Source organism: Streptomyces sp. NPDC002690 (assembly GCF_053592415.1).
This window is the reverse complement of record NZ_JBSFVR010000108.1, coordinates 1-21,424: the sequence shown is the minus strand read 5'-3', so window position 1 is coordinate 21,424 and position 21,424 is coordinate 1. Positions and strand designations below refer to the sequence as shown.

The 21,424-nt window shown below is 73.6% G+C and carries 21 protein-coding genes, 1 pseudogene and 1 riboswitch; of the genes and pseudogenes, 12 read left to right on the top strand and 10 right to left on the bottom strand.

Going from position 1 to position 21,424, the window contains the following annotated elements; genetic code table 11:
• The coding region (locus ACWD3D_RS16120) for a cobalamin biosynthesis protein (RefSeq protein ID WP_451461481.1) at positions 1-779 on the bottom strand (779 nt) is incomplete at its 3' end.
• Between the two features lie 112 nt (positions 780-891).
• Between ACWD3D_RS16120 and ACWD3D_RS16115 the strand changes: the two genes are divergently transcribed.
• A complete protein-coding gene (locus tag ACWD3D_RS16115) occupies positions 892-1,614 on the top strand; it encodes a ZIP family metal transporter (protein ID WP_328722421.1) in 723 nt (240 codons plus the stop codon).
• 34 nt (positions 1,615-1,648) lie between these two features.
• Here ACWD3D_RS16115 and ACWD3D_RS16110 read toward each other — a convergent pair whose 3' ends face one another.
• From ACWD3D_RS16110 to ACWD3D_RS16080, 7 genes are all read right to left on the bottom strand, one after another.
• Entirely contained in the window at positions 1,649-3,022 is a 1,374-nt protein-coding gene (locus ACWD3D_RS16110) for a cobyrinate a,c-diamide synthase (protein ID WP_451461480.1), read from the bottom strand.
• Positions 3,019-3,633 (bottom strand): cob(I)yrinic acid a,c-diamide adenosyltransferase, encoded by a 615-nt coding sequence (cobO, locus tag ACWD3D_RS16105; protein WP_328722423.1) that lies wholly within the window; start codon positions 3,631-3,633, stop codon positions 3,019-3,021. Before cobO ends, ACWD3D_RS16110 begins: the two co-directional genes overlap by 4 nt.
• Positions 3,633-5,723 carry a putative cobaltochelatase gene (locus tag ACWD3D_RS16100; RefSeq protein ID WP_451461479.1) on the bottom strand — a complete coding sequence of 697 codons (2,091 nt, stop codon included), beginning with the start codon at positions 5,721-5,723 and terminating at the stop codon, positions 3,633-3,635. Before ACWD3D_RS16100 ends, cobO begins: the two co-directional genes overlap by 1 nt.
• A complete protein-coding gene (locus ACWD3D_RS16095; RefSeq protein WP_451461478.1) occupies positions 5,720-7,432 on the bottom strand; it encodes a cobyric acid synthase in 1,713 nt (570 codons plus the stop codon). The genes ACWD3D_RS16100 and ACWD3D_RS16095 overlap by 4 nt, the downstream gene beginning before the upstream one ends.
• Positions 7,429-8,403 (bottom strand): cobalamin biosynthesis protein, encoded by a 975-nt coding sequence (locus ACWD3D_RS16090; RefSeq protein ID WP_451461477.1) that lies wholly within the window; start codon positions 8,401-8,403, stop codon positions 7,429-7,431. The genes ACWD3D_RS16095 and ACWD3D_RS16090 overlap by 4 nt, the downstream gene beginning before the upstream one ends.
• A 134-nt stretch (positions 8,404-8,537) precedes the next feature.
• Positions 8,538-8,647: riboswitch (cobalamin riboswitch) on the bottom strand.
• Between the two features lie 234 nt (positions 8,648-8,881).
• Positions 8,882-9,112 (bottom strand): hypothetical protein, encoded by a 231-nt coding sequence (locus ACWD3D_RS16085; protein WP_451461476.1) that lies wholly within the window; start codon positions 9,110-9,112, stop codon positions 8,882-8,884.
• A gap of 11 nt (positions 9,113-9,123) precedes the next feature.
• Positions 9,124-10,401: an anion permease gene (locus ACWD3D_RS16080; protein ID WP_451461475.1), complete on the bottom strand. Its 1,278-nt coding sequence runs from the start codon at positions 10,399-10,401 to the stop codon at positions 9,124-9,126.
• 311 nt (positions 10,402-10,712) lie between these two features.
• Here ACWD3D_RS16080 and ACWD3D_RS16075 point away from each other — a divergent pair, with 311 nt between their 5' ends.
• From ACWD3D_RS16075 to ACWD3D_RS16065, 3 genes are all read left to right on the top strand, one after another.
• Entirely contained in the window at positions 10,713-11,396 is a 684-nt protein-coding gene (locus tag ACWD3D_RS16075; RefSeq protein WP_451461474.1) for a class II aldolase/adducin family protein, read from the top strand.
• Between the two features lie 153 nt (positions 11,397-11,549).
• Positions 11,550-12,677, top strand: coding sequence for an alpha/beta hydrolase (locus ACWD3D_RS16070; RefSeq protein ID WP_451461473.1), 1,128 nt, complete (start codon positions 11,550-11,552; stop codon positions 12,675-12,677).
• 183 nt (positions 12,678-12,860) lie between these two features.
• On the top strand, positions 12,861-14,192 hold the full coding sequence (locus tag ACWD3D_RS16065; protein WP_451461482.1) for a hypothetical protein: 1,332 nt from the start codon (positions 12,861-12,863) through the stop codon (positions 14,190-14,192).
• Positions 14,193-14,219: 27 nt separating this feature from the next.
• Here the strand turns inward: ACWD3D_RS16065 and ACWD3D_RS16060 are convergent, their stop codons facing one another.
• Positions 14,220-14,639 (bottom strand): VOC family protein, encoded by a 420-nt coding sequence (locus ACWD3D_RS16060; protein WP_451461472.1) that lies wholly within the window; start codon positions 14,637-14,639, stop codon positions 14,220-14,222.
• Positions 14,640-14,840: 201 nt separating this feature from the next.
• Here ACWD3D_RS16060 and ACWD3D_RS16055 point away from each other — a divergent pair, with 201 nt between their 5' ends.
• From ACWD3D_RS16055 to ACWD3D_RS16045, 3 genes are all read left to right on the top strand, one after another.
• Positions 14,841-16,439, top strand: coding sequence for an ABC-F family ATP-binding cassette domain-containing protein (locus tag ACWD3D_RS16055; RefSeq protein WP_328722432.1), 1,599 nt, complete (start codon positions 14,841-14,843; stop codon positions 16,437-16,439).
• A gap of 385 nt (positions 16,440-16,824) precedes the next feature.
• Positions 16,825-17,046 carry a helix-turn-helix domain-containing protein gene (locus ACWD3D_RS16050; RefSeq protein ID WP_266702971.1) on the top strand — a complete coding sequence of 74 codons (222 nt, stop codon included), beginning with the start codon at positions 16,825-16,827 and terminating at the stop codon, positions 17,044-17,046.
• A gap of 145 nt (positions 17,047-17,191) precedes the next feature.
• Complete coding sequence (locus tag ACWD3D_RS16045) at positions 17,192-17,983, top strand: enoyl-CoA hydratase/isomerase family protein (protein WP_451461471.1); 792 nt, start codon at positions 17,192-17,194, stop codon at positions 17,981-17,983.
• Positions 17,984-18,022: 39 nt separating this feature from the next.
• Here ACWD3D_RS16045 and ACWD3D_RS16040 read toward each other — a convergent pair whose 3' ends face one another.
• Positions 18,023-18,889 carry a hypothetical protein gene (locus tag ACWD3D_RS16040; RefSeq protein ID WP_451461470.1) on the bottom strand — a complete coding sequence of 289 codons (867 nt, stop codon included), beginning with the start codon at positions 18,887-18,889 and terminating at the stop codon, positions 18,023-18,025.
• Between the two features lie 96 nt (positions 18,890-18,985).
• On the opposite strand from ACWD3D_RS16040, the gene ACWD3D_RS16035 reads away from it, so the two are divergent.
• The 5 genes and pseudogenes from ACWD3D_RS16035 to ACWD3D_RS16015 all read left to right on the top strand — a co-directional run.
• A complete protein-coding gene (locus ACWD3D_RS16035; protein WP_451461469.1) occupies positions 18,986-19,471 on the top strand; it encodes an Asp23/Gls24 family envelope stress response protein in 486 nt (161 codons plus the stop codon).
• A 117-nt stretch (positions 19,472-19,588) separates the two neighbouring features.
• Positions 19,589-19,780, top strand: coding sequence for a hypothetical protein (locus ACWD3D_RS16030; protein ID WP_275494883.1), 192 nt, complete (start codon positions 19,589-19,591; stop codon positions 19,778-19,780).
• Complete coding sequence (locus ACWD3D_RS16025) at positions 19,777-20,130, top strand: Asp23/Gls24 family envelope stress response protein (RefSeq protein WP_451461468.1); 354 nt, start codon at positions 19,777-19,779, stop codon at positions 20,128-20,130. Before ACWD3D_RS16030 ends, ACWD3D_RS16025 begins: the two co-directional genes overlap by 4 nt.
• The gene (locus tag ACWD3D_RS16020; RefSeq protein ID WP_451461467.1) at positions 20,127-20,819 is read left to right on the top strand and encodes a DUF6286 domain-containing protein; all 693 of its coding nucleotides are present in this window, start codon (positions 20,127-20,129) and stop codon (positions 20,817-20,819) included. The genes ACWD3D_RS16025 and ACWD3D_RS16020 overlap by 4 nt, the downstream gene beginning before the upstream one ends.
• Positions 20,816-21,352 (top strand): annotated as a pseudogene (locus tag ACWD3D_RS16015) (hypothetical protein); the annotation flags it as partial. The gene ACWD3D_RS16020 and the pseudogene ACWD3D_RS16015, both read left to right, overlap by 4 nt.
• Positions 21,353-21,424: the final 72 nt, after the last annotated feature.

The window sequence follows — 21,424 nt, the reverse complement described above, 5'->3', positions numbered from 1 at the left end:
AGAGCACCATGCGCTGCAGGACGTAGTGGTCCTCGGCGAGCACGGCCGGCTCCGACAGGAGGGCGTCGACCCACTGCGTCTCGCTCGGGGCGAGCCGCGGCGCCGTCGGGGTAGGCGGCGAGCCCGCCGAGGGAGGCCGCTATGCGTTCCCGCAGCCAGTGCGGCGGGGTGTTCGTCCGGACGTTCACGGCGAGATCGGTCAGTTGCCGGCCGCGTACCTCCGCGTCGCCGTGGTGACGCAGGTCGGGTCCGCCGCTCTCGATGTACCGCGTGGGGGGAGTCATGGCAGCCATGGTGAGGGGCGCGGCGCCTTCCGTCACCGGGGCGACGGAAGATTCCGCTTCCGGGAGAACCGCGCGTGGCCCGCCGCGGCGGGCCACCGCACAGGTCACCCGCGCCGACTTCGTCTTCGGCACCACCAGTTCGTCCGCCGCGCAGAGTGCCGCGGCCTCCGCCACCGAAGGCGTACCGACCAGTGCGCCGACCTCCTCGGACGCCCCGGGCACCGGCACCCGGGTCAGCTCCGCCGCCGACCGGCCGCGCAGCGGAACCCCCAGACGGGCCGCCGCCGCCACGATGCCCGGCTCCACGGTCTTCGCTTCGACGGTGGCCAGTTCGACCACGTCGGAGACCGCCAGCCCCGCCGTCCGCAGCACCTGTTCGATCAGCGCGGACACCTCCTCGCCCGCGACGCCCCGGCGGGCGCCGACGCCCACGACGAGCGCCGCCCCCGAGGCGGGTGCGGCGGTGTGGTCTGCGGACCCTGCGCTTACGGTCACGGGAAGTCCTTTCGTACGGGCCGCCCGCGCCGGGTCCTGGGGGGACGACGGCGGGGCGTACGGCGCTCCTGCGGAGATGCGGGCAAGGGGGCCGATCGGCTAGCAAGGGCCCATGGCGGTGTTCGTCGCGCTCGGCGCGTTCCTGATGACTCTGGCCGGCGGCTGGGTCGCGCAACGCGTCACCGACCGCCGCCACCTGGTGCTCGGCTTCGCCGGCGGGCTGATGCTCGGCGTGGTCGGCCTCGACCTCCTGCCGGAGGCGATCGACGCGGCGGGGCGGCCCGTGGCGGGGGTGCCCGCCGCCCTGCTGTTGTTCGTGGGGGGCTTCCTGGTGGCCCATCTGGTGGAGCGTCTGCTCGCCGTACGCCAGGCGGCACACGGGGCGGGCGAGGAACGCGTTCCCCAGGTGGGGCTGACGGCGGCGGCCGCGATGGTGGGCCACAGCCTGATGGACGGGGTGGCGCTCGGTGCCGCCTTCCAAGTCGGCGCCGGGATGGGGGCCGCCGTCGCGCTGGCCGTCATCACCCACGACTTCGCCGACGGATTCAACACCTACACCCTTACCAGTCTCTACGGGAACAATCGCCGCAAGGCGTTCTTCATGCTCTTCGCGGACGCGATCGCCCCGATCGTGGGCGCGGCGACCACCCTGGTGTTCACTCTTCCGGAGGAACTGCTCGGCGGATATCTCGGATTCTTCAGCGGCGCGCTGCTCTACCTCGCCGCGGCCGAGATCCTGCCCGAGGCCCACCACGACCACCCGGCGCGTTCCACCGTGCTCTGCACGATCGGCGGGGTCGGGTTCATCTGGCTGGTCGTCGGCATCGCGGACTGAGCGAGCATCCCTTCCGTACCCGGGGAGGGTCCGCTCAGCGCACCGGGGACAGCCTTCGACCGCACCGCTCCACGAACCGCCGGGCCATCCGCGGCGCCGCCGCCCAGTGGGTGTGCAGATAGCTCGCGTGCACCCCGCCCTCGACGAAGCCCTCCACCCGGCGTTCCGGCAGATGCATCCCCCAGGCCGGTACGGGGCCGGAGCCGGGCTCCAGCACGGTGCGGTGGAACTCGTGGCCGCGCACCCGGGTTCCGGCCGAGGCGAGCGAGCTGTCCGCGACCGCCACCGCCTCCCGGTAACCGAGCGTCAGGCGATCCGACATCCGGGCGCTCGCGTCGAGCACCCCGCACATCGGCCTGCCGTCCAGCTCACGTGCCAGGTAGAGCAGCCCCGCGCACTCCGCCGCCACCGGCGCCCCGCTCTTCGCGAGCGCGGTGACCGCGCGGCGCAGCGGTTCGTTGGCCGACAGTTCGGGGGCGTACACCTCCGGGAAACCGCCCCCGATGACCAGTCCGGCCGTGCCGTCGGGCAGCTTCTCGTCGTGCAGCGGGTCGAAGGGGACGACCTCCGCGCCCGCCGCCGTGAGCAGCTCGGCGTGTTCGGCGTACGCGAACGTGAACGCCGCCCCGCCCGCCACGGCGACCACCGGCCGCTGCCCGGAGAGCTCGTACCGCTCCGGCTCCCACGCCTCGGCGTCCAGCGGGGGAGCGGTGCGGGCCAGCGCCAGCAGCGCCTCCAGGTCGCAGCCGGCGCGGACGCGTTCGCCCATCGCCGCCACCGCGTCCACGGCGTCCGTACGCCGCTCGGCCACGGGCACCAGCCCCAGATGGCGGGACGGGGTCTCCACCTGCGCGACCCGCCGCAGCACCCCGAGGACCGGCAGACCGGACTCCTCCAGGGCGTCCCGCAGCAGCGCCTCGTGCCGGTCGGAGGCCACCTTGTTGAGGATCACCCCGCCGATCCGCACCCCGGGGTCCCAGGCGGCGAAGCCGTGCACCAGGGCCGCCACCGAACGCGACTGCGAGGAGGCGTCGACCACCAGCACCACCGGCGCCCGCAGCAACTTCGCCACCTGCGCCGTCGACGCCAGCTCGCCCTGCCCGGAGGCCCCGTCGAAGAGGCCCATCACCCCCTCCACCACCGCCAGGTCCGCGCCCGCCGACCCGTGCGCGAAGAGCGGCCCGATCAGACCGGTCCCGCACATGTAGGCGTCGAGGTTGCGGCCCGGCCGCCCGGTCGCCAGCGCGTGGTAGCCGGGATCGATGTAGTCGGGGCCCACCTTGTGCGGGGAGACGGCGAGCCCGCGCGCGGCGAAGGCGGCCATCAGCCCGGTGGCGACGGTGGTCTTGCCGCTGCCGGAGGCCGGGGCGGCGATCACCAGACGGGGCGTGTTCCGGGGGCCGTTCACCACTCGATGCCTCGCTGGCCCTTCTGACCCGCGTCCATCGGGTGCTTCACCTTCGACATGTCGGTCACCAGATCCGCGGCGTCCAGCAGCGCCTGCGGGGCGTTGCGGCCGGTGATCACCACGTGCTGGGTACCGGGACGGTTCGCCAGCGTCTCGACCACGTCCTCGGTGTCGATCCACCCCCAGTGCAGCGGATACGCGAACTCGTCCAGCACGTACAGCTTGTACGTCTCGGCGGCGAGGTCGCGCTTGACCTGCGCCCAGCCCTCGCGGGCCTTCTCCTCGTTCGCCGTGTTGTCGTTCTCCCCGGAGGGCCCGCGCTGGACCCAGGACCAGCCCTCGCCCATCTTGTGCCAGGCGACCGTGCCGCCCTCGCCGCTGGCCCCGAGAACCTTCAGCGCGTTCTCCTCGCCGACCTTCCACTTCGCCGACTTGACGAACTGGAACACCCCGATCGGCCAGCCCTGGTTCCAGGCGCGGAGCGCCAGCCCGAAGGCGGCGGTCGACTTCCCCTTGCCGATCCCGGTGTGGACCAGGAGGAGCGGACGGTTGCGGCGCTGACGGGTGGTGAGCCCGTCGTCCGGTACCGAAGTCGGCTGTCCCTGCGGCATTACGCGGCCCTCCCGGCTGCTCTGACATCCTTGACCAGCCCGGCGATCGAGTCGGCCCGCAGTTCGTCGAGCGTGACGGCGGTGCCTCCCAGGTCGCGGGCGAGCTGTGCGGCGAGCCCGAGGCGTACGATCCCCGACTCGCAGTCCACCACCACGGACGCGGTGCCCTCGGCGGCGTGCAGCCTTGCCGCCCGCGCGGCCAGCGCCACCGGCTCCGGACCACCGGTGGCCCGGCCGTCCGTCACCACCACGAGCAGCGGACGCCGCGACGGGTCGCGCATCCGCTCCACCCGCAGTACGTCGTGCGCCTTCAGCAGACCCGCCGCGAGCGGGGTACGCCCGCCGGTCGGCAGGGTCTCCAGCCGGACCGCCGCCGCGTCCACCGACGAGGTCGGCGGCAGCACCAGCTCGGCGTCCCGCCCCCGGAACGTCACCAGGCCCACCTTGTCCCGCCGTTGGTACGCGTCGAGGAGCAGCGACAGCACCGCGCCCTTCACCGCGCTCATCCTCCGGCGGGCCGCCATCGACCCGGAGGCGTCCACCACGAAGAGCACGAGGTTCCCCTCACGCCCCTCCCGCGTCGCCTGCCGCAGATCGTCCCGGCGCACCACGAGCCCCCGTCCCGAACGGCCGCGCGCCCGCTGGTGCGGGGCCGCCGCCTGCACGGTCGCGGCCAGGTGCAGCTTGGTCAGCGCACCCTGCGGACGCCGCGCGCCGGTCGTCCGGCCGTGCTCGGTACGGGCCCGCGACCGGCGGCCCGCCGCGCCCTCGCCGAGGCCCGGGACGCTCAGCGTCCTCGTACGGAACGGCTCGGCCGCCGCGACCGGCTGCTGCTCGCCGCCCGCCCCGGAGCCCGGCCCGTTCTGCCCGCCAGGTCCACCCGGTTCGCCCGGTCCACCCGGTTCGCCCGCCGGGGCGTCCGCGCCCGAGGGCGAAGGCGCTTGCTCGGGGCCGCCTCCCTGCGGAGGCACCCCGCCGCCGGGACCGCCGTCGTCGCCCGGCCCGTCCGGGTCGGGATCGGGGTCCGGGTCGGGGTCACCGCCGGGGGTGCCGTCCCGCTCGTCCCGGCGGGCCTCCTCCTCGGCGGCCTCCCGGAGCGTGTCGTCGAGCTTCTCCTCGTCGAGCCCCGGGGCGTCGAAGGGATTGCGCCGCCGCCGGTGCGGCAGCGCCAGCAGGGCGGCCTGCCGCACGTCGTCGGCGGTCACCTCGTCGCGGCCCGCCCAGGCGGCCAGCGCGGTCGAGGTCCGGGCCATCACGATGTCCGCGCGCATCCCGTCGACCTCGAACGCCGCGCAGGTCGCGGCGATCCGCCGCAGCGCCCCGTCCCCGAGCACGACCCCGGGGAGCAGGGCGCGGGCCGCGGTGATCCGCCCGCGCAGCGCGTTCTCCTCGTCGGCCCACGCCGCCGCGAAGGCCGCCGGATCGTCGTCGTACGCGAGGCGCCGCCGCACGACCTCCACCCGCTGATCGGTGTCCCGGGACGCTGCCACTTCCACGGTCAGCCCGAACCGGTCCAGCAACTGGGGCCGCAGCTCGCCCTCTTCCGGGTTCATCGTGCCGACCAGCAGGAATCGTGCCGCGTGCCGTACGGATACGCCCTCGCGCTCCACGTACGAGGCACCCATCGCCGCCGCGTCCAGCAGCAGGTCCACCAGGTGGTCGTGGAGGAGGTTGACCTCGTCCACGTAGAGGATGCCCCGGTGCGCGTCGGCCAGCAGACCCGGCTCGAAGGCCTTCACGCCCTCGGCGAGCGCCCGTTCGATGTCGAGCGCCCCGACCAGCCGGTCCTCGGAGGCGCCGACCGGCAGCTCCACCGTCCGTGCCGCCCGCGAGGCGCCGGGCGCCGCCGCGTGCGGACCGTCCGGGCACGCCGGGTCGGGGGAGGCCGGATCGCAGGAGAACCGGCAGCCCGGCACGACCGCTACCTCCGGCATCAGGGCCGCGAGCGCCCGTACGGCGGTCGACTTGGCGGTGCCCTTCTCGCCGCGTACGAGCACCCCGCCGACCGCAGGCGACACGGCGTTCAGCAGCAGCCCGAGCCTCAGGTCGTCCTGGCCGACGATCGCGGTGAACGGATACGGCGTGCTCACAAGGCCTCCAGAGAGGTGTCCGGGACGGTTTCGGACGGGATGTTGCCGGACGGGATGTTGCCGGACGGGACGGTGCCGGACGGGACGGTGGACGGGGTGGTGGACGGGGCGGTGTCGGAAACGTCCGTACTCAGTGCGCCCGGCGCCGGTACGGCCCCCACGTCGGCCCCCGCCCCCGGCAGCACCGGCGCGCCCGGGCCGACGAACGGCAGCCCCTTCGGCGCGCCCTCCTCGATCAGCCGCCACAGGGCGTCGGTGTCCGCGTGCTCCTCGATCAGGTCGCCCAGCAGATCGAGCTGCTCCTCGCGCAGCGCCGCGAAACTCGTGTCCGGGGCGACCGCGAACCGCCGCCCAGAAGCCCGCGCGACCTCCGTCAGGAAGGCCCGCCGGAACGCGTCGCTCTCCAGCGACCCGTGCCAGTGCGTCCCCCACACCTGGCCCACCCGGCACCCGTCCAGGAACGGTTCGCCGCCGTGCGTGTCGGCGACGCCGTGGTGGATCTCGTACCCCTCCACCGGCTCGCCGAGCGCCGTGCCGACCGGCCGGGCGAGGGTCTTCTCCCGCGCGAACCGGACGCGTACCGGCAGCAGGCCCAGCCCCTCGACCACCCCGGCCCGCGACTCGACCTCGTCCTCGATCCGTTCGCCCAGCACCTGGAAACCGCCGCAGATCCCCAGCACCGGACGGCCCTCGGCCGCCCGCCGGACGAGGGCGTCCGCGAGCCCCCGGGCGCGCAGCCACTGAAGCGCCTTCACGGTGCCCCGGGTACCGGGCACCACGACCAGGTCCGCGTCGGCCAGTTCCTCCGGCCGGTCCACGAACCGCACGATCACGCCCGGTTCGGCGGCCAGCGCGTCCACATCGGTGAAGTTCGACATCAGCGGCACCGCGCACACCGCGATCCGCAGCACGTCCTCGCCGAGCGGCGGCGCCACGACGGACTCCCGGACGGTCCCGCGCAGCGACACCCGCAGCCCGTCCTCCTCGTCGATGCCGAGACCGTGGGTGAACGGCAGCACCCCGTAGGTCCGTCGCCCGGTCAGACCCAGCAGCATGTCGAGGCCCGGCTCCAGCAGCGACACGTCACCGCGGAACTTGTTGACCAGATAACCCGCGATCAACTCCTGGTCCTCGGGGCTCAGCAGCGCCGTCGTACCGAAGAACGAGGCGAACACCCCGCCCCGGTCGATGTCGCCGACGACCAGCACGGGGAACCGCGCGGCCCTCGCCACACCCATGTTCACGATGTCGGTGCGCCGCAGATTGATCTCGGCCGGACTGCCCGCCCCTTCGCAGATCACGGCGTCATACGTTCCCCTCAGCCGCTCCAGGCAGTCCACGACCGTGCCGAACAGCGATTCCTGACGGCCCCCGTGGTAGCCGCGCGCGCTCATCTCGCCCACCGGCTTGCCCATCAGCACGACCTGGCTGGACCGGTCGCCACCGGGCTTGAGCAGCACCGGGTTCATCAGCGCCGACGGCTCGACCCGGGCGGCCTGCGCCTGCATGGCCTGCGCCCGCCCGATCTCGGCGCCCTCCCTCGTCACGAAGGAGTTCAGCGACATGTTCTGTGCCTTGAACGGCGCGACCTTCACCCCCTGCCGCACCAGCCACCGGCAGATCCCCGCGGTGACGACGCTCTTCCCGGCGTCCGAGGTGGTCCCGGCGACGAGCAGCCCGCCGCCCTTCTTCGTGTTCCCGGCGCTCATGCCCGTCCTCGTTCCGTACTCGTGCGTGCCGCCGGCCGCCCCGCCGCCAGCCGGCCGGCGACGCAGACGGCCAGGGCCAGCGCGCTCACCCGGCGCGACAGCCGCACCGCGCGTTCGATGTCTCCGGCCTCCACGGCCCGCCCCTCGGCTCCGTTCAGCACCGGCCGGTGCTCGACCCGCCCGCCGTACGCGAGGGTCCCGCCCAGCCGGACGCCGAGTGCCCCGGCGAACGCGGCCTCCACCGGGCCCGCGTTCGGGCTCGGATGCCGGCCCGCGTCCGCGCGCCAGGCCCTCACGGCCTGCCCCGGGTTTCCCCCGGCGACGGTGGCCAGCGCCGCGGTGAGCCGGGCGCCGGGCCAGCCCGCGACGTCGTCCAGCCGGGCCGAGGCCCATCCGAAGCGGCGGTGGCGCGGCGAACGGTGGCCGACCATCGCGTCCAGGGTGTTCACGGCACGGAAGCCGACGAGCCCCGGGACCCCGCCCAGGGCGCCCCACACCAGGGCGCCGACGACGGCGTCCGAGGTGTTCTCGGCGACGGACTCCACGACGGCGCGGGCGATCCCCGGGGCGTCGAGCGCCTGCGGGTCGCGCCCGCACAGGTGCGGGAGCCGCCGCCGGGCGGCCTCGACGTCCCCGGCGTCCAGCGCCGCGCCGATGGTCCTGGCCTCGCGGCCCAGCGAGGTGCCGCCGACGACGGACCAGGTGACGGCCGCCGTCAGCGCGACGGCGGCGGCGGGACTGCGGCGCACGGCACGGGAGGCGAGCACGGCGGCCCCCACGGCGCCCCCGGCGCACACCAGTGTGTGCAGCGCACCCCGGCCCCGGTGGTCCCGCCACAGGCGTTTCTCCACGGCGGCGGCGGCCAGGCCGAACCCGGCGACCGGATGGCCCCGGCGAGGGTCACCGAGCAGACGGTCGGCGATCAGCCCGGCGGTGGCGCCGTACGCGAAGACGCGGTTGTCCGCACGCACGGCTCAGCCCGCCGTGCGACGGAGCGGTCCCGGGCCGGCGGAGAAGGCTGACAGGGGGTCGGGCGCACGGCGGCCGGGCATGGCGTATGTCCTCACTCAGGGTCCGCGCCCTGGTTCGACGAGACGGCGACGAGAGTGTCCTGGCTCCCGGATCGGCGGCCACCCCGGTGTCCGTCGTACGGACGTCGGGGCGCCGCTTCCCGGTGACAGTGGCGGGACCGCGCCGGATTCGCACCGGCTTCCTCTGCTGTCGCCGTGAATGGCTCCGGCAGTCCACCACGCAGCGCGAAGGCCCGTCAACTCGCCGTTGACCTGCGGAGCCGAAGTGTGCCCGGGCCCACAGTCGGGCCCACGGCCGGCCCCACGGCCGGCCGCGCGACCACCCCCATCGGGTCGGACCCCCGCCCGGACGCACATCGGGCCGGACACACGCGGTGTCCGGCCCGATGGGGGTGAAGCGACGTACGAGGGTGGGGCGTCAGGCGACGATCAGATGGATGCCGTACGCGACCGCCGCCGCGCACAGCGCGAAGCAGGCGTACGCGCCGGTGCGCGCCAGTACGGCCGACGAACCCGATCCGCCGCTCAGGGCGGTACCGGCCCGCTTGGCGAGACCGACGACGCCGAGGCTGAAGAAGCCGACGAGTGCCACGGTGACCACGAGGCTGACACCGAAGACGGTGGCGAGAGCTGCCCAGTCGATTTTCATGGGTCGAGTCCTTACACCGCGGCCGGCGGACGGGCCGGTTCGGTCGTCGTCGCCGCGGCGGGCGCGGCGGGGAGGGGGGCCGGGATGGTGGCCGTGAGGCCGGTGACCGCGAGCCCGGCGGGCGGCGGGGAGACGGCGGCGACGGCCGCGGTGACGACGTCGGCGGGCGCGTCGGCGTCCGCCTCCGCGATGTCGGTGTGATCGACCGGCTTGCGCCGCGACAGCATCCAGATGGCGCCGGAGCCGGCGACGAGCAGGGCCGCGACCAGCACGATGCCCCAGGTGCCCTGCCGGGTCAGGAACTCGGCACCCGCGCCGACCAGACCCGCCGCCGGGAGCGTCAGGCCCCAGGCCACGAACATCCGGGTCGCGGTGGACCACTTGACCGTGCCGCCCTTGCGGCCCAGCCCGGCACCCATCACCGCGCCGGAGCAGGACTGGGTGGTGGAGAGCGAGAAGCCGAGGTGCGAAGAGGCCAGGATGACGGTCGCCGCGCTGGTCTGGGCCGCGAAGCCCTGCTGCGGCTGGAGGTCGGTGAGCCCGCTGCCCATGGTGCGGATGATGCGCCAGCCGCCGAAGTACGTGCCCAGGGCGATGGCCAGACCGGCCGAGCAGATCACCCAGACCGGCGGGTTCGAGCCGGGGGAGAGGACCCCGCCGGTGACGAGCGCCAGGGTGATGATGCCCATCGTCTTCTGCGCGTCGTTGGTGCCGTGGGCCAGCGAGACGAGACCGGCCGAAGCGATCTGTCCGGCCCGGTAGCCCTTGGCCGTCGACTTCAGCTGCGCCTCGTCGGTGACGTTCCGGTTGACGCGGTACGACAGCTTCGTCGCGAGCATCGAGGCGGCACCGGCCACCAGCGGGGCGGCGACGGCGGGCAGCAGGATCTTCGTGACGACAGTGCCGCCGTCGACCGAGGACCAGCCCGCGGACATCACCGCGGCACCGATGAGTCCGCCGAAGAGGGCGTGGGACGAGCTGGACGGGAGGCCGACCAGCCAGGTCACCAGATTCCACAGGATGGCGCCGACGAGCGCCGCGAAGATGACCTCGGTTCTCAGACCGTCCTCGTCGACGATCCCGCCGGAGATCGTCTTCGCGACCTCCACCGACAGGAACGCGCCGACCAGATTGAGGGTGGCGGACATCGCCACCGCTGTCTTGGGCTTCAGGGCGCCGGTCGAGATGGTGGTGGCCATCGCGTTGGCGGTGTCGTGGAAACCGTTCGTGAAATCGAACACGAGAGCTGTCGCGACGACGATCGCGAGCAGCAGCGTGATGTGTTCCATTTACCCAGGCAATCGTTCGACGTCATTGGCACGTGGAACGTAAGCAACCTGAGTGAACGGAAGATGAACTGGGCGGGGCATTGTGGTGCCCCCCTGATTGCGTTGATCATTCCGCTTGCGTCCGTGAGAGAACCGTCCGGGCTCCGGAAACGGTGGGGGAACTGCCCTCGACCAGCATTTCCCTCTCCCGCCAGGAAGCCGGACAGGCCCGGATCGGCCCCCGAATGTCGTTCCGGTCACGTCCGGTGCGTCGGCCTGTTCGCTCCCCGATTCACAGGATGTCCCGGTCGGCGGTCCCTATGATCCCGTCCATGGCCCAGGAGCACGCGGCACCACGGCAGGAACCCCGCCCCGGCGCGCTCGCCGCAGCCTGGGACGACCTCGTCCGCACGGCCCGCAGGACGGCGGCGGACGGGCTCGTCGTCGGCACCTCAGGCAACGTCTCGGTACGCGTCGGCGACACGGTGCTGGTCACCCCCAGCGGCGTCCCGTACGACCGGCTGGGACCCGAGGAACTCGTCGGCGTCGACCTCGCGGGTCACCGCACCCTCGGCACCCTCACTCCCACCAGCGAGCTCCCGCTCCACCTCGCCGTCTACCGCTCCACCGGCGCACGCGCCGTGGTCCACACGCACGCCGTGCACGCCACCGCCGTCTCCACGCTCGTCGACGAGATCCCGCCCGTGCACTACGCCGCGGCGATGCTCGGCGGCGTGGTCCGCACCGCCGGATACGCCCGCTACGGCACCCCTGAACTCGCGGCGAACATGCTCACCGCCCTCCGCGACCGCACCGGCTGCCTGCTCCGCAACCACGGCACGGTCACCCACGGCTCGAGCCTGGACGAGGCGTACGACCGCACCGCCCAGCTGGAATGGCTCTGCCGGGTCTGGCTCGCGGCGAGCTCCGTCCCCGGCCGCACCCCCTCCCTGCTCACCCCGGACCAGCTGGACGAGGTCACCGAGGCGCTCCGGGGCTACGGCCAGGGCGACTGAGACCCGCCCACGACACGCTCCGCGAACCTGTCACCGCACGCCCCAGCACACGCCCCGCCGGCATCCCGGCGCGACACGCCGCACGACACGCCGCGCCCACCGGACGGCCCATCCCGCTGGCCCCCCGCACCGCCTTGCCCCAAGACTGAAGCCGTGCGCCCGGCAACAGCGACGGCAGCGGCCGTCTCCACGATCCTCGGCGCCGGCGCGGCAGCGGTCGCCGTCGGCAGATACGCCGGCGGTACCGCTCTCACGGTCCCCGCCGGCCGCCCCCTCCCGGCCGACCGCGGCCTGACCGTGCACGCGACGGCGCCCGGGCAGGTGACACTGACCCGCTCCTTCGCCTCGCTGCGTCCCGGACTCTGGGGTCTCGCCGGACCGGACGTCCACGCGGTCGTGGGCCCGGTGACCGACGAGCCCGCGTTCTCCGCCGACACCGTCGTCCGCCGACTCGTACGCGTCACCCGGGGGTCCCTGGAACCGGGCACCCGCGTCCGGGCCACCCCCGAGGTGCACCGCGGAGACCCCGGCACCGCCCTCGGGCTCGTCCACCACGACGTGGAGATCCCCGGCGAACTCGGCGCACTGCCCGCCTGGTACGTCCCCGCCGACCGCTCCACCTGGGTCATCGCCCTGCACGGCATCGGCACCACGCGCGAACACACCCTGAACGTGATGGGCTTCCTGAACGCGCTCCGTCTCCCGGTGCTCGCCCTCGCCCACCGGGGCGACGCCGGAGCCCCGCACTCCCCGGACGGACTCGACCACCTCGGTGCGTCGGAATGGCGCGATCTCGACGCCGCGATCCGCTACGCCCTCCGCTACGGCGCCGAGAAGGTCGTCCTGCTCGGCTGGTCCACCGGCGCCACCATGGCCCTGCACGCCTGCGTCGACTCCGCGCTCCGCGACAGCGTCGCCGGCCTCGTGCTCGACTCCCCCGTGATGGACTGGCAGGCCACCTTGCGCGCCCTCGCCGCGGCCCGGGGCGTCCCGTCCGCGCTGATGCCGCTCGCCGTCCGCGCCGCCCAGGGGAGGACCGGCCTGCGGGGCACCCCGCTCCTGCAGGGCAGGCTGCCGACCGTGCTCGGCGTTCCGACGCTGATCTTCCACGGCCCCGCCGACACCCTGGCCCCCTGGGGACCCTCGCGGGAACTCGCCGCGCTCCGCCCCGACCTCGTCGCCCTGCACACCGTGCCCGACGCGCCCCACGCGTCGATGTGGAACCTCGGCCCAGCCGCCTACGAGGAAACCCTCCGACGCTTTCTCACGCCCCTGATGTGAGAGTTGGGGGCAAACCGCCCGGTTGATGACGGCCGGGCGGGGCCGCTCGGATGAGGCGGCAGAGCCTCCGTTTGGGCTTTCGGCCCGTCAGAGGCAAGACTGCTCCCCGTGACGTCCCGTAACCCGCGCGACTCCAGGCTGCGACTTGTCCGCCCGCGACCCCTCGCCACGGCGCGCAAGGCCGTGACCACCCGCCGCACCAGGCCCGCCCCCCGCCCGCCCGAGGGCACTCCGCCACGCACCGAACTGGCCCGCCAGGCCAGGCAGGTGCTCGCCGCGGACGTGCGGGTCGCCCACTGGGCGACCGCCGACGGGGGCAGTCCCGGCACGGCGCCGCTCGCCGCACCCGATCTCGACCGCGCCGCCGCCGAGCTGCGGCTCACCCCCGACCGGGTGCTGGCCGGCTGGGACCGGGCCCGGCTGGCCGGTCTCGTCGAGCTGCACGGCGACACGGTGCGCCCCGGCTGGCGCCTGCGTGCCTGGGACCGCGACGACTCGGCGGTGCTCCGCGGCTGGGTCGCGCTCTTCGACGCGTGGTCGCTCGTGCACGCCTCGCCCGAAGGCGTCGAGGCGACGGCCGTCGCCGAGGCGATCGAGGCGGTGCCCCAGGTCCTCTCGCTCCTCCAGCTCTCGGCCGGACCCGTGCCCGTACCCGTCCTCCTGGACCTTCTCGGCCAGCGTGTCGCCGAGCTCCACGAGGAACGCTGCGAGGTGCCCTACGCCCCCGGCGCCGAGGACGCACCGGCCGGTACGGAACCCGCAGCCCCCGCCGCCGCACCCTCCGACGAGCTGAACGCCCTGCTGCTCGACTGGGCCCTGGAGGGCCTTGCCGCCGTCGGCGCGCTCACCCTCGAACCGGGGCACGCCACCCTCACCCCGCTCGGCAACTGGGCGGTCTGGGTCAAGCTGGAGCAGATCTGCGTCGCCGCGCAGAGCCCGGCCGGGAACATCGAACAGCCCGCCGCCGGGATGCTCCTCGGCTGCGCCTCGCTCACCCCGGGACCGGCCCGCGCCGAATACCGTGCCTGGCTCGCCGCCCGCACGGTCCCCAGCGCCGTCGCCGAACTCCTCGGCGTCGCCCGCGGCGAGGACGCGCTGCTGCGCGGACTGGCCTTCGAGGCGCTGCGCGTCGTCGGAGCCCCGGCCGAGCCCGAGGTCCGCGCGGTCGTCGCCCACCCCTCGCTCCGTCCGTACGCCCTGCTCTGGCTCGCCGAGTACGAGGGAGCCGACCCGGACGATGCCCAGGAGGTCCTCAGCCGTGAGGAGGCCACCTGGCTCTGGGTGGACACCGCCGCGGCCGTCGCCGACCACGGCGAGACCGGGCTGCTCGTGCGGCATCTGGACTCCGCCGTCCAGGGCACCGTCCCGGCGCTGCTCGAAGAGGTCCGGGCCGTCGGGCACCCCCGTACCGTCCAGGTCCTGGTGGCGCTCGCCGCCGCCCACCCCGACCCGGCACTCGCCAAGGCGATGCGCCGCGCCGCGTTCCAGGTGCACACCGGCGGCGGCCGGGGCTGACCTTCCGCGTCCCGGGCGCCGCCGGCCTCAGGCGGTGCCCGGGACGTACGTCCCGAAGCTCCACACATTGCCCTCGGCGTCACGGGCCATGTAGTCGCGGGAGCCGTAGTCCTGGTCGGTCGGCGGCATGAGGATCTCCATCCCGTGCGCCGCCGCCCGGGCGTGGTGCCGGTCCACCGCCTGTGCCGATTCGAGGACCACGTAGACGCCGACCGGGCCCCCGTCCGCCATGGCGCGCGCGTAGACGCCCTCGCGCCCGCGGGACCCGAGCATCACCCGGCCGTTGCCCAGGGACAGCTCCGCGTGGACCACCGTGCCGTCCTCGCCCTCGTACACCGCTTCCTCGGTGAACCCCAGTACCTCGGTCAGCGTCCTGATCGCCGCCTTCGCGTCGTCGTACAGAACCGCCGGGAAGACAGTGGGTGTGCTGTGTGCCGTGTCCGTCATGGATCGTCACCTTCCGCCACTCTCCGCGTGCTGTGATCCCCGTCTCATTCTGGCACCGCCCGGCGGTCCGGGCCGATGCACGGCGGAGGAGTTGCGCACCGCCCGTAGAATGGGCCCATGGCAATTCTCCTTGTGCATTAGCGGCGTCGAGAGACCTCCGCCCTCGTCCTTCCGCCGTCCATACCGCCCTGGAGTCTTACCGTGATCACCGCTTCCGGCATCGAGCTGCGCGCCGGCGCCCGCGTCCTCATCGAAAACGCGTCCTTCCGCATCGCCAAGGGCGACCGCATCGGTCTCGTCGGCCGCAACGGCGCCGGCAAGACGACCCTCACCAAGTGCCTCGCCGGTGAGGGCACCCCCGCCGGCGGGACGATCACCTCCTCCGGTGAGGTCGGCTACCTCCCGCAGGACCCGCGCACCGGAGACCTCGACGTCCTCGCCCGGGACCGCATCCTCTCCGCCCGCGGCCTGGACGAGATCCTGCGCCGGATGCGCGAGAACGAGGAGCGGATGGCGAACGGCAAGGGCGCCACCCGCGAGAAGGCGATGAAGAAGTACGAGCGCCTGGAGACGGAGTTCCTCACCAAGGGCGGGTACGCCGCCGAGGCCGAGGCCGCCACCATCGCCGCGGCCCTCAGCCTCCCGGACCGGGTGCTGGGCCAGCCGCTGCACACCCTCTCCGGTGGTCAGCGCCGCCGTGTCGAGCTCGCCCGCATCCTCTTCTCGGACGCCGACACCCTGCTCCTCGACGAGCCCACCAACCACCTCGACGCCGACTCCATCGTCTGGCTGCGCGACTACCTCAAGTCCTACCGCGGCGGCTTCATCGTGATCTCCCACGACGTCGACCTCGTCGAGACGGTCGTCAACAAGGTCTTCTACCTCGACGCCAACCGGTCCCAGATCGACGTCTACAACATGGGCTGGAAGCTCTACCAGCAGCAGCGCGAGGCCGACGAGAAGCGCCGCAAGCGCGAGCGCCAGAACGCCGAGAAGAAGGCCGCGGCCCTCAACTCGCAGGCCGACAAGATGCGCGCCAAGGCCACCAAGACCGTCGCCGCCCAGAACATGGCCAAGCGCGCCGACCGGCTGCTCGCCGGGCTGGAAGCCGTCCGCGTCTCCGACAAGGTCGCCAAGCTGCGCTTCCCGGAGCCCTCGCCCTGCGGCAAGACCCCGCTCATGGCGGAGGGCCTCTCCAAGTCGTACGGCTCGCTGGAGATCTTCACCGACGTCGACCTCGCGATCGACAAGGGCTCCCGCGTCGTCATCCTGGGCCTCAACGGCGCCGGCAAGACCACCCTGCTGCGGCTCCTCGGTGAGGCCGAGAAGCCCGACACCGGCGAGATCATCAAGGGCCACGGCCTCAAGCTCGGCTACTACGCCCAGGAGCACGAGACCCTCGACCCGGAGCGCACGGTCCTGGAGAACATGCGCTCCGCGGCCCCGGACCTCGACCTCGTGGAGGTCCGCAAGACCCTCGGCTCGTTCCTCTTCTCCGGCGACGACGTGGACAAGCCCGCGGGCGTCCTGTCCGGCGGCGAGAAGACCCGGCTGGCCCTGGCCACGCTGGTCGTCTCCTCGGCCAACGTCCTGCTGCTCGACGAGCCCACCAACAACCTCGACCCGGCCAGCCGCGAGGAGATCCTCGGCGCGCTGCGGACGTACAAGGGCGCGGTCGTCCTCGTCACGCACGACGAGGGCGCGGTGGAGGCGCTCCAGCCCGAGCGCATCATCCTGCTCCCCGACGGGGTCGAGGACCTCTGGGGCGCCGACTACCGCGACCTGGTCGCCCTGGCCTGACCGGGCGGGGCGGTGCGGACGGACGGGCTCGGCCCCGGTACGTCCGAGGCCGTCCCGATCGAATGATCCACGCCGAATGGATCATTCGGCCTACGCGTGATCCCTCATCTGTGCGAGACGGTCTCATCCCTCGGCGCGGCGCCCGGCAGATACCTGCCGGGCGCCGTCGTTTTGGCGCCCCCACCCCGGACGGCCCTGACCTGGGCTTTCTCTTTCGTGCTCTCCCCAGCTGCCCCTTGAGCCCCTCAGAATGCTTCATTCCGCTTCTGTGGAGCCCTTCCCTGGCGCGGAATCGGGTTGTACGTACCTTGCCGAATGGGTGGCCAGGGCGCACGGTAGGGGTGATCATGAGAAACAAGAGCGCACTTCCCATGAGGAGGCACGGGTGGCCGAGACTCTGAAGAAGGGCAGCCGGGTTACCGGCGTCGCGCGCGACAAGCTCGCGGCAGACCTGAAGAAGAAGTACGACTCCGGTGCGAGCATCCGGGCGTTGGCCGAGGAAACCGGCCGCTCCTACGGATTCGTCCACCGGATGCTCAGTGAGTCCGGCGTGACCCTGCGGGGACGCGGCGGAGCGACACGCGGCAAGAAGGCCGCATCGGCCTGACGGTCGGCGGCGGGTCGCGGGCGTGGGCAACGGGTCCACCGTGATCGGAGTGGACCACCCGGTCGATCGCACGGTCGACCAGGTGGTTACTGTTCAGTCACTTAGCAGGTGAAGTGCTGACAGCACCCCGATCCGGAGGCGCACGATGACCTCGCTCGACCCGCTGCTCGACAAGGACGGCGTACGACTCACCGTCGATGACGCGATCGCCACGGTGACCCTGACCAACCCGGCCAAGCGCAACGCTCAGTCTCCCGCTCTGTGGCGGGCGTTGACGGAGGCCGGGCGGGCAATCCCCGGCACCGTGCGGGTCGTGGTGCTCCGCGGCGAAGGCAAGTCCTTCTCCGCGGGCCTCGACCGGCAGGCGTTCGCTCCCGAGGGCTTCGACGGTGAGCCCTCCTTCCTCGACATGGCGCGCGGACCCGAATCCGGGCTCGACGCGACCATCGCCGAGTACCAGGAGGCTTTCACCTGGTGGCGGCGGAACGACATCGTGTCGATCGCGGCCGTCCAGGGCCACGCCATCGGGGCGGGCTTCCAGCTCGCCCTCGCGTGCGATCTGCGGATCGTCGCCGACGACGTGCAGTTCGCCATGCGGGAGACCAGCCTCGGGCTCGTCCCCGACCTCACGGGAACCCACCCCCTGGTGCACCTCGTGGGTTACGCCCGCGCGCTGGAGGTGTGCGCCACCGGCCGCTTCGTGTCGGCCCCGGAGGCCGAGCGCACGGGCCTCGCCAACCTCGTCGTCCCCGCCGGGCAGCTCGACGCAGCGACCCAGGACCTGGCCGCGGCCCTGCTGGCCGCGCCGCGTGACGCCGTGACCGAGACCAAGGCGCTGCTGCGCGGCGCGATCTCGCGTACCTACGAGGAGCAGCGCGCCGCCGAGCGCGCCGCCCAGGGCCGCCGGCTGCGCGACCTGGCCGGCCTCACCGACTGACGGGGACCCGGACAGGGTTCGGCCATTCCGGCCGGGCCCTCAGCCGGGCTCGGGGGTCTCCACCACTGCGGTGACCAGCACCGAGACCGGCGGCCCGTCCTCCAGCACACCCGTCACGGCCGTACGCACCGCGCGGGCCACGTCGAGCGCGCGGTGCCCGCCGGCCGTCGCCACCTCGACCCGCACATGATCGGCGGAGGTGGTCACCGGAGCGCCCAGCACCTGGGTCAGCGAGACCACGCCGGGGACCGCGGCGGCGGCCAGCCCCGCGGCCCCGTCGTCCCGACCCGCGCGCACCTCCGGCCGGGGGAAGGCCGCCCGGTGTTCGCGGGCACTCGCGCCGGACGGGGCCGCACTGTCCCCGTAGTCCCCGTACGCGGTCCGGGCCCCGGTAGGGCGCGTCCGCCCCGTGTCCAGCAGTCCCGTCACCCGCAGGTCCACCTCGGCCACATCGAGTCCCAGCCGCCGTGACGCCGCCTCCATCAGGGCTTCCCGGAGCAGTGAGGCGGAGGTGGGCAGAGGCCGGTCCGCGGTCGCGGTGAACTCCGCCTCGATCCTCAGCGGCCCCTGCCCGATCGCGCTCGGAGGTGGGGGCGGTCCCTGTGTGCGTCCCTCCCGGGGCTCGTCCCCCAGCCCTTCCCGGTACCGCTCTGTGGCCGCCGCACTCGGAAGCCGCCCCGGTGCCGCACCAGGGGTCGTGCCCGCCGTCGCCGCTCCGATGCGCAGCCGCCCGAGCAGCGCGCCCGGCCCCGCCGTGGAGTCCCGCAGCACCGACGCGGCGGCCCGTTCGGCGATCCACGCTCCGTCCGCCGGACCGCCCAGAGGGAGCAACCGGCCCAGGCCCAGCCGCTCGCGCACCGAGGCCGCCCATCCATCCGCCCGCCGGGGGCCGTCCGCCGTTGTCATCGCCCCAGACTGCCGCATCCACAGCGCGAACCCGGACAAGCGCACTTAATGTGGGCAAGGGAGTACACCCCTGCCCCATCGAAGGGATGAGCGGCCATGAGTGAGACCACCACGCAGCGCCCCGGCCAGGACGGCTCCGGCGAAGGCAGGAGCCTGACGAAGCGCGGCGGCGGCGACGCCGGAGCCCGTGGGCGCACCACGATCGCGGACGGGGTCGTGGAGAAGATCGCCGGACTGGCGGCCCGCGACGTCGTCGGTGTGCACGCCATGGGCGGCGGGCTGTCCCGCACCTTCGGCGCCATGCGCGACCGGGTGCCCGGCGGAGGCAGCGGAGGCAAGTCGCCTGCGCGTGGGGTGAAGGCCGAGGTGGGCGAATCCCAGGCCGCGCTCGACCTGGAGATCGTCGTCGACTACGGCGTGGCCATCCACGAGGTGGCCCGGGACGTGCGTGAGAACGTCGTCGCCGCCGTGGAGCGGATGACCGGCCTCGAAGTGGTCGAGGTCAACATCGCGGTCAGCGACGTCAAGCTGCCCGACGAGGAGGACGACGAGGACGACGGTTCGTCCTCGCGGGTCCAGTAGGGCCTGTACCGAGTTCCGGGCCGGGCTCCCGGCGGCCCCGCACACCCCGTGGCCCGGCGGTCCGCCGGGTCACCGAGTCCGGTTACCCCTGTGCGACAAGGGAGTTGAGGAGTCAGCATGAGCATGGCCGTGGTCGGCATGGTGGCCGGCATGGCGCTCGGATTCGCCGGATACTTCGGCGGATTCGGCGCCTTCCTGCTGGTCGCCGCACTGGGTGCGATCGGCTTCATCGCCGGCCGCTTCCTCGACGGAGACCTGGAACCCGGCGACTTCTTCCGAAGTCGCGAGCGCGGCGACCGGCAACGGTGAAGCCGTTGACCGGCCCGGTTCCCGCGGCGGAGCGCGGCGAGACCCGGATCGCCGACCGGGTCGTCGCGAAGATCGCGGCGCAGGCCGCCCGGGAGGCGATCGACGAGGTCCCCGAGGACGGCGCTCCGCCCAATGCCTCGGTCACCGTTCACCGGGACTCCGCGCGGGTACACGTCAGCCTGGAGCTCGGTTATCCCGGCGACATCGGCCGCCAGTGCCAGGCCGTACGCAGGCAGGTGACCGAGCGGGTCAAGACGCTGGCGGGAATGGAGGTGCCCGAGGTGGCCGTGCGGATCGAACGCCTGCACTCGGCGGCCACTGGTTCCTCGGCACGGGGGAGGACCCGGTGAGCGAGCCCTCGTACAGGGACGACGGCCCGGAGTACCGTACCCAGCGGCTGCCCGTCGTCGGTCCGCCGGAGCCCGCCGGCCCCGACGAGGGCGCCTCCTCGTCCTCCTACCGGCCGGTACCCGGGGCCGAGGAGCCGGCCGGCGGACGGGCCGGACGGTTCTGGTCGGCCCGCCGCGTCCCGGCCGCCCTCCTCGGGCTCGTGGTGCTCGGCGCGTCGGGGCTCTTCCTCTACGACGTGGCGGCGGTACGCGCCGACCATCCGGCGATGCGGTGGCGGCGCTCCCTCGCGGACGGCCTGGCCGAACGCTCCCTCGACGACGTATGGGTGCTCACCGGCGCCGGGGTCGCCGCGGCGCTCGGACTGTGGCTCCTGCTCCTCGCCCTCACCCCGGGGCTGCGCTCCCTGCTGACGATGAGCCGGAGACACCGCGGGGTGCACGCGGCCCTCGACCGGACCGCCGCTGCCCTGGTCCTGCGCGACCGGGCCGTGGAGGTCTCGGGGGTGCAGTCCGTACGCGTCAAGTCGGGACGCCGCAAGGTCACCGTCCGGGCCGTGTCGCACTTCCGCGAACTCGACGAGGTGCGCGCCGACCTGGACACCGCGGTCACCACGGCCGTCGGCGAACTCGGCCTGGCCAAGCCGCCGAAGGTGAACACCCACGTCAGCCGGGCCCCCAGGAAGGGATGAGCGCCATGCTCCGCACGGTCAACCGGGTGCTGCTGGCGCTCGCCGGACTGATCCTCGTCGCCGTCGGCGGCACCGTGCTCGCCACCGGACTCGGCGTCGAGATGCCGTCATGGTTCCCCTGGAGCGGCGCGTACGCGGGCGGGGCCGACCGGGACCGGGGCCGCCTGGAGCTCACCCCGTCCACCGCCGTTCCGGGCGCCAAGGTCACCGTGAACACCACCGCCTGCGGCAAGAACGGCTCGGGCATCGGCGACGCGAACTCCCTGGACGCGGGGGATTTCGAGCTCTACCCCGGCACGGGCAAGGACGTCGTGACCGGGCACTTCACCGTCCCGCGCGACACCCGCCCCGGGACCTACGACATCGCGGTCGCCTGCGACAACGGCAAGGACGCCCGGGGCCAACTGCTGGTCACGGGCGGTTCCGGAGGCCATGAGCAGGACCAGGGCCAGGGTCGGGACCAGCAGCCCTGGGGCCACGTACAGACCGGTGTGGGCGGCAGTGTCGGACCGGACGGCTCAGTTCCCGCTCTCGACACGCTGCTGAGCGTGGTGGAGGGCCGACTCACTGGACTGCCCGGTGAGGGCCGACTGGAAGGCGCTCTG